Origin of the sequence: Actinomadura keratinilytica (assembly GCF_039539665.1) — a bacterium.
GTDB classification, from domain to species: Bacteria; Actinomycetota; Actinomycetes; order Streptosporangiales; family Streptosporangiaceae; genus Spirillospora; species Spirillospora keratinilytica.
The window spans coordinates 1-7,505 of record NZ_BAABDO010000190.1 but is presented as its reverse complement, the minus strand read 5'-3'; the positions used below and the strand labels follow the sequence as shown (position 1 = coordinate 7,505).

Genomic DNA, 7,505 nt, shown 5'->3' with positions numbered 1-7,505 from the left:
GCGCCGGAGCCGGCGCGGGCGCGGGCGCCTCCTGCGCGGCCGGCTGCTCGGGCGCCGGCGGAGCGGCGGCGGCCTCGGCCCGGTCGCCGATCACGGCGAGCTCGGCGCCGACCTCGACGGTCTCGTCCTCGGCAACGGTGATCTTGACCAGCACACCCGACGCGGGAGAAGGGATCTCGGTGTCGACCTTGTCGGTCGAAACTTCGAGAAGCGGCTCGTCCGTCTCGACGTGCTCACCCTCCTTCTTCAGCCAGCGGGTGACGGTGCCCTCGGTGACGCTCTCGCCGAGCTGGGGCATGGTGACGGAGACCGGCATGACTCTCAGCGACTCCTTCGGAATCTCTCGCGTGCGGGCGTTCAGCCGTGCACGTGCAATGGCTTGCCGGCGAGGGCGAGGTGTGCCTCGCCGACCGCTTCGGATTGGGTCGGGTGGGGGTGGATGAGCTGGGCGACCTCGCTCGGCAGGGCCTCCCAGTTGTAGATGAGCTGACCTTCGGTGATCAGTTCTCCGACGCGGGCGCCGACCATGTGGATCCCGAGCACGGGACCGTCCACGGCCGCGATCACCTTCACCTCCCCCTGGGTGCCCAGGATCTTGCTCCTGGGGTTGCCGGCCAGGTCGTAGGTGGACTCCCTGACCTCGTGCCCCCGTTCCCGCGCCGCCCGGGTGGTCAGCCCGACCGAGGCGACCTCGGGATCGGAGTAGGTGATGCGCGGCACCCCGTCGTAGTCGATCGGCTGCGGGTCGAGGCCGCCGAGCCGCTCGGCCACCAGGATGCCCTCGGCGAAGCCGACGTGGGCGAGCTGCGGGGTCGCCACCAGGTCGCCGACCGCCGAGATCGTGGGGACGCTGGTGCGGCAGTACTCGTCCACCTTGACGTATCCGCGCTCGGTGGCCACGCCGGCCTCCTCCAGCCCGATGCCGTCCGACACCGGGCCGCGGCCGACGGCGACGAGCAGCAGCTCGGCCTCCAGGACCGTGCCGCCCTCCAGCGCGACGCGCACGCCCTGCGCGGTGGTCTCGGCCTTCTCGAAGCGGACGCCCAGCTCGAAGCCGATGCCGCGCTTGCGGAACGCCCGCTCCAGCCGCTTGGACGACGACTCCTCCTCCAGCGGCAGCAGGTGCGGCAGCGCCTCGACGATGGTGACCTCGGCGCCGAACGAGCGCCAGATGCTGGCGAACTCCACGCCGATCACGCCGCCGCCCAGGATGACCACCGAGGCGGGCACCCGGTCGAGGGTCAGCGCGTGGTCGCTGGTGATGATCCGCTCGCCGTCGATGTCCAGGCCGGGCAGGGACTTGGGGGCCGAGCCGGTGGCCAGCACGATGTGCCGCCCCTCCAGGACGGTGACGGCGCCGTCCGCGCCGGTGACCGCCACGGAGGTCGGGCCGGTCAGCCTGCCCTCGCCCTCGACCACGGTGATGCCCTTGGACCTGATGAGCCCGGTGAGCCCCTTGACGGTGCCGGACACGATCTTGTCCTTGTAGGCGTGCACGCCCGCGATGTCGATGCCCTCGTAGGACGCCTTGACACCGAACGCGGCCGCCTCGCGGGTCTGGTCGGCGACCTCGGCGGCGTGCAGCAGCGCCTTGGTGGGGATGCAGCCCCGGTTCAGGCACGTGCCGCCCAGCCGGTCGCGTTCGATCAGTGCCGCGCTCATGCCGAGTTCGGCGGCGCGCAGGGCGCACGCGTATCCACCGCTGCCGCCGCCGAGGACCACGATGTCGAAGGGGCCGTTGTCGGCCACTGGACGCTCCCTTTCCGGTCTGCGCGCTGTTGCTGTGCGGCGGCCGGGCTCAGCGCACGCGGCCCCGTCGCCATGAGGAAATCTATTCGGTTCTCGGACCGCCCGTACGGGCGGGCGCGGGGCGTCCCGGGGCGGGGTCCCTCGGCGGCGCCGCCGGCCGCGTCGCCGCGGCCGGACGTGGCGCCGCCGCGGCGGCTACAGGTTCCCTGCGGCCAGGTCCTCGGCGATGCGGACCAGCGCGCGGGTCGCCGCTCCGGTGCCGCCCTTGGGGGTGTAGCCGTACGGCTCGCCCTTGTTGAAGGCGGGGCCGGCGATGTCCAGGTGCGCCCAGCGCAGCCCGTCGCGGACGAACTCCTTGAGGAACACGCCCGCCACGAGCATGCCGCCCCACCGCTCGCCGCTGATGTTGGCGATGTCGGCCACCGCCGAGTCGAGGCCCTTGCGCAGCTCCGCCGGGAGCGGCATGCCCCAGAACGCCTCGCCGGCGTCCCGGGCCGCCGCGACCACCTTCTCACGCAGGTCGTCGTCGTTGGCCATCACCCCCGCGGTGCGGGTGCCCAGCGCGACGAGCTGCGCGCCGGTGAGGGTGGCGACGTCGACCAGCAGGTCGGGCTCGTCCTCGCCGGCGCGCACCAGCGCGTCGGCCAGGACCAGGCGGCCCTCGGCGTCGGTGTTGAGCACCTCGACGGTCTTGCCGCCGTACACCCGCAGCACGTCGGACGGGCGCTGGGCGGTGCCGCTCGGCATGTTCTCGGCCAGCGCCAGGTAGCCGACGGCGTTGACCTTCACGCCGAGCCGGGCGATCGCCGACAGCGCGCCCAGCACGGCGCCCGCGCCGCCCATGTCGGACTTCATCCAGTCCATGGACTCCGACGGCTTGAGCGACAGCCCGCCGGAGTCGAAGGTGATGCCCTTGCCGACGAGCGCGAGGGTCCGCCGGGCGTCGGGGTGGCGGTAGGTGAGGCGCACCAGGCGCGGCGGGTTGACCGAGCCCTGCCCGACGCCGACCAGGCCGCCGTAGCCGCCCTCGGCCAGCGCCTTCTCGTCCAGGATCTCGATGCCCAGGCCGGCCTCGCCCGCCACCCGCTCGGCGGTGCGGGCCAGGTCGTCGGGGTTCAGGTGGGACGGCGGCGTGTTGACCAGGTCGCGCACCAGGGAGACCGCCTCGGCCAGGGTGCGGGCGCGGTCGAGCGCCTGCTGCGCGCCGTCGGCGGAGGCGACCACGGTGAGCCGCTCGACCGGGTCCTTGCGGTCGCCGGTGCGGAACTCGTGGAAGGCGTAGTTGCCCAGCAGCGCGCCCAGCGCGACCGCCTCCACCTCGCCGCCGGTGGCGGCGGCCAGCGCGCCGGCGGCGCGCCGGTTGCCGGCCAGCGCGCGCACGGCCGCTCCGGCGGCGCGGCGCAGCGTCTCGGCGTCCGGCGACTCGCCCAGGCCGACCGCGACGATCAGCGGGGCGGGCAGCGCGCCCAGGGTGGGCACCCGGGTGACCTCCTCGGCCTTGCCGGTCGCGCCCACCGCGCGCAGCGCGTCGGTCAGCCGCCCGCCGAGGGCCTCGTCGACCCCCTCGGCTCCCGCCGCCGGTCGTACGCCGTCGCCGTCCTGCCCGGTCGGGACGACGCCGATCACGAGCGCGTCGACGTCGAGTCTGGCCGGGGCCGCACTGTCAAGGCTGATGGTGGTCGTCACGTCGTCCGATGGTAGTCCTCCCGGTGACCGGTTTCGCCCTTTTGGATCAAGCCTTACCTCCCGGGGCCTGCCCGCATCGCTCCGGTCCGGGCGCGGGGCGGGGGTGGCGGAAGTGCCGCGGGGCGGCGCGGCGCCGCAGGTGGGCGCGGTGGCGGCAGGTGGCGGGGTGGCGGGACGCCCGCGGTATTCCCTATTTCAGACCGGCTTTATATGGTATGCCCCGTGACCAGCGAGAACTCCTCTGCACCGGCCCTTCCCGCCGCCCTGTCGCTGGCCGACGCGCGGCGGCTGCGGGCCGACCGCGCCCGGCAGGTCGCCGACGTGCTGCGGCGGCAGGTGCGGCACGGCGCCTTCCCGTCCGGCGTGCTGCCCGCCGAGGCCGACCTGGTGCGCGAGTTCGGCGCCACCCGCAACGCCGTCCGCGACGCCCTGGACCTGCTGCGCGGCGAGGGCCTGGTCGAACGCTGCCCGGGCGTGGGCACGGTCGTGGTCGGCGCGAAGTACCCGCACCCGCTGGAGCGGCTGCTCGGCCTGGCCGAGACGCTGCGCGAGCACGGCGAGGTCGGCAACGAGGTCCGCACCACCGGGCTGATCACGCCGCCGCGCGAGATCGCCGCCCGGCTGGGCCTGGCGGAGGGCGAGCCGGTGGTCTACATCGAGCGGCTGCGCCGCCTCAACGGACTGCCGCTGTCGCTGGACCTCACCTACATCCCGCGCGACCTGGGCGAGCCGCTGCTGACCGAGGACCTGGCGCACAACGACGTGTTCGTCCTGCTGGAGCGCATCGCCGGGCAGCCGCTGGGGCGCGCCGAGCTGACGCTCGAGGCGGTCAACGCCGACCCGCACTCGGCCGCCACGTTGGACGCCCCGCGCGGGGCGGCGCTGATGATGGTCGAGCGGCTCACCCATCTGGCCGACGGCCGCCCCGTCGATCTCGAGTTCATCCGCTTCCGCGGGGACCGGATCACCATGCGCGGCACCCTGCGCCGCGGTCCCTGTCAGTAGCACCGCCGGCGACCCCCGCCGGTAACCCCTGCCAACAAGCCCCCCCGCCTGTAGTACCCCCACGAATCGATACCTGGAGCATCGCCATGGCCCTGGTCGAGTCCCGCGCCGACGTCCCCGTGACAGTGGACGAGGCGCTGTGCATCGACGGCTGCACCCTGTGCGTGGACGTGTGCCCGCTGGACGCGCTGGCCATCCACCCCGAGACCGGCAAGGCCTACATGCACGTCGACGAGTGCTGGTACTGCGGGCCGTGCGCCGACCGGTGCCCGACCGGCGCCGTCACCGTCAACATGCCGTACCTGCTGCGCTGAGGAACCACCATGCGGAAATCGATCACTGGCAAGACGGCGGCCCGCAGGGCCGCGGCGGCCGCGGCCGCCGGTTCGGTGGCCCTTTCGGCGGCGGCCGGGTGCACGGTGGCGGGCAACGCCGCGTCCGACGGCGACGGCGCCGTGCGGGTCGTCGTCGGCTACCAGTCCAAGACGATCAACACCGTCACGGCGGGCACCCTGCTGCGCTCGCTGGGCGCGTTCGAGCGGCGGCTGAACGAGCTGGGCAAGGCCGAGGGCCGCCGCTACACGGTCGTGTGGCAGGACTACGACACCGGCGCGCCGATCACCGCGCAGATGCTCGCCGGCAAGATCGACATCGGGTCGATGGGCGACTATCCGCTGCTCATCAACGGGTCGCGGGCGCAGGCCCAGGGGGACGACGCCCGCACCGAGATGGTGTCGGTCACCGGCTACAACATGCGCGGCTCGCTGAACGGGGTGGTGGTCGCCGCGAACTCGTCCGCCCGCACCCTGGCCGACCTGCGCGGCGGCAAGGTGTCGGCGAGCGTGGGGTCGGCGGGGCACGGCACGTTCGTCCAGGCGGCCGAGAAGTACGGCCTGGACCCGGACAAGGACGTCACCGTCGAGAACCAGCAGCCCTCCGTAGGGGCGTCGGCGCTGCAGGCGGGCAGCGTCGCGGGGCTGGCGCAGTTCGTGGCCTGGCCCGGCCTGCTGGTCAACCGGGGGCAGGCCCGGTTGCTGTACGACGGCGGCGACCTGGACGTCCCCACGTTCCACGGCGTCGTGGTGCGCAAGACGTTCGCCGGGGAGCGGCCCAAGGTGCTGCAGGCGTTCCTGCAGGCGCAGATCGACGCCACCCGGTACCTGCACGCCAACCCTGTCAAGGCGGCCGAGTCGGTCGCGTCCGCCACCGGGCTGCCCGTGGAGACCGTCTACCTCTACAACGGCGCCGGGGGCGTGGCCGTCTTCGACCCCACGATCAAACCGAAGCTGCGGGACGCGCTGGCGCACGACGTGCCGTTCCTGAAGTCGATCGGGGTGCTCCAGCAGCCCCTGGACCTCAAGCCGTTCATCAACGACAGCCACCTGCGGCAGGTGTACGGCGCCCGGTACGACCGCGACGTCGCCTCGACCGCCAACCCCGCCGCCATCAAGGGCACCGACCGCGTCTGCGACCGGCAGGTCGAGGACCCGGCCAAGGCGGGCGAGGTGTGGGTCGCCGGGGAGGCGGCGCCGCGCCCCGTCGCCGACCCCGTGTGCCTGCTGCGCAACGTGCGGGCCGTGCAGGACGAGGGCAAGCGCATCCGCGCCGTCTACATCCCCGACGCGGCCACCGCCACCCGCTGGTTCGCCGACAAGGACGTGTGGGTCGAAGACCCCTCCGCCGACAAGGGGGAGCGGTTCAAGCCCTTCGCCACCCAGGAGGGCGCGCAGAAGTACGTGTCCTCCCACAGCGGCGCCAAGGTCGTCTCCTACGACGAGGCGGTGAAACGGGCATGAACACCGCTCTGCGCTGGCCGGTGCGGGCCGCGTCCCTGGCCGCCGCCGTGGCCGCATGGCACCTGCTCACCGCGGCCGACGTGCGCCTGTGGGTGAGGTTCGACCGGCTGCCCGGCCCCGCCGAGGTGGTGCGCGAGTTCGCCCGGCAGGTCCAGCACGGCCAGTTCTACGCCGACCTCGCCCAGAGCCTGGTGCGCATCCTCACCGGGTTCGGCCTGGCCGCCGTGGCGGGCGTGGCGCTCGGCATGGCCGTGGCGCGGTCGCGGTGGGCGGGAGACCTGCTGCGGCCCCTGCTGGAGGTGGCCCGCCCCATACCGGCGATCGCGCTGGTGCCGGTGGCGATCCTGCTGTTCCCGGCCAACGAGCAGGGGATCGTGTTCATCACCTTCGCGGCGGCGTTCTTCCCCGTCCTGGTGAGCACCCGGCACGCCGTGCAGGCGCTGCCGACCGTGTGGGAGGACGCGGTGCGCACCCTGGGCGCCGGCCGGCTCCGGGTGCTGGCCCAGGTGGTGCTCCCCGGGGTGCTGCCGGGGGTGTTCGGCGGCCTGTCGGTCGGCATGGGCGTGGCGTGGATCTGCGTGATCTCCGCCGAGATGATCTCCGGTGACTTCGGCGTCGGCTACCGCACCTGGCAGGCGTACACGATCGTCGACTACCCCGGCGTGCTCGTCGGCATGGCCGCCATCGGCGTGCTCGGCTGGGGCACCTCCGCGGCGGTCGAGCTGGTCGGCCGCCGCGTCACCCGCTGGCTGCCGCGCGCCGAGGGAGGACCGCGATGACGCACTCGACACCGCCGACCACGTCGCCGCCGGACACCCCGCCGGACACCCCGCCGAACACCCGGTCGGACACCCCGCCGAACGCGCGGCCGGACGCGCCGCAGGGCAAGGGCCTGGCGCTGCGCGCCGAAGGTGTCGCCCTCGGCCACGGCCGCGGCGCCCCGATCGTCACCGGCCTGGACCTGGACATCCGCCCGGGCGAGGTCCTCGCGGTCGTCGGGCCGTCCGGCTGCGGCAAGTCCACCCTGCTGCGGGCGTTCGCCGGGCTGCTGGCGCCCGTGGCGGGACGCATCACCGCCGACGGCGTGCCCGTCACCGGTCCGTCCCCCGACCGCGCGCTGATGTTCCAGGACGACGCGCTGCTGCCGTGGCGGTCCGCGCGCCGCAACGTGGAGCTGCCGCTGGCCATGCGGGGCGTGCCGCGCCGCGAGCGCCGCGCGCGGGCGCTGGACTGGCTGGCGCGCGTGGGCCGGGCCGGCGCGGGCGACCG

8 protein-coding genes are annotated in these 7,505 nt (G+C 74.2%); 5 read left to right on the top strand and 3 right to left on the bottom strand.

Going from position 1 to position 7,505, the window contains the following annotated elements; translation table 11 throughout:
• The 3 genes from ABD879_RS31315 to ABD879_RS31305 form a co-directional block, all read right to left on the bottom strand.
• Positions 1–316 (bottom strand): biotin/lipoyl-containing protein (locus ABD879_RS31315; protein ID WP_345025379.1); only part of this gene is annotated, 316 nt, incomplete at its 3' end.
• A gap of 41 nt (positions 317–357) precedes the next feature.
• Positions 358–1,749: a dihydrolipoyl dehydrogenase gene (lpdA, locus tag ABD879_RS31310; protein ID WP_345025378.1), complete on the bottom strand. Its 1,392-nt coding sequence runs from the start codon at positions 1,747–1,749 to the stop codon at positions 358–360.
• Between the two features lie 195 nt (positions 1,750–1,944).
• A complete protein-coding gene (locus ABD879_RS31305) occupies positions 1,945–3,435 on the bottom strand; it encodes a leucyl aminopeptidase (protein WP_345025376.1) in 1,491 nt (496 codons plus the stop codon).
• A gap of 222 nt (positions 3,436–3,657) precedes the next feature.
• Between ABD879_RS31305 and ABD879_RS31300 the strand changes: the two genes are divergently transcribed.
• The 5 genes from ABD879_RS31300 to ABD879_RS31280 form a co-directional block, all read left to right on the top strand.
• Positions 3,658–4,440: a GntR family transcriptional regulator gene (locus tag ABD879_RS31300; protein ID WP_345025375.1), complete on the top strand. Its 783-nt coding sequence runs from the start codon at positions 3,658–3,660 to the stop codon at positions 4,438–4,440.
• 86 nt (positions 4,441–4,526) lie between these two features.
• Positions 4,527–4,754, top strand: coding sequence for a 4Fe-4S dicluster domain-containing protein (locus tag ABD879_RS31295; RefSeq protein ID WP_285492432.1), 228 nt, complete (start codon positions 4,527–4,529; stop codon positions 4,752–4,754).
• Positions 4,755–4,763: 9 nt separating this feature from the next.
• A complete protein-coding gene (locus ABD879_RS31290) occupies positions 4,764–6,236 on the top strand; it encodes an ABC transporter substrate-binding protein (protein ID WP_345025374.1) in 1,473 nt (490 codons plus the stop codon).
• Complete coding sequence (locus ABD879_RS31285; RefSeq protein WP_345025373.1) at positions 6,233–7,015, top strand: ABC transporter permease; 783 nt, start codon at positions 6,233–6,235, stop codon at positions 7,013–7,015. The genes ABD879_RS31290 and ABD879_RS31285 overlap by 4 nt, the downstream gene beginning before the upstream one ends.
• On the top strand, positions 7,012–7,505 hold a 494-nt coding region (locus tag ABD879_RS31280; RefSeq protein WP_345025372.1), incomplete at its 3' end, for an ATP-binding cassette domain-containing protein. The genes ABD879_RS31285 and ABD879_RS31280, both read left to right, overlap by 4 nt.

Excerpts from the sequence above, each read along its gene's own strand:
- ABD879_RS31295 (WP_285492432.1), top strand. The coding sequence starts at position 4,527 with ATGGCCCTGGTCGAGTCCCGCGCCGACGTCCCCGTGACAGTGGACGAG.
- ABD879_RS31290 (WP_345025374.1), top strand. The coding sequence starts at position 4,764 with ATGCGGAAATCGATCACTGGCAAGACGGCGGCCCGCAGGGCCGCGGCG.
- ABD879_RS31285 (WP_345025373.1), top strand. The coding sequence starts at position 6,233 with ATGAACACCGCTCTGCGCTGGCCGGTGCGGGCCGCGTCCCTGGCCGCC.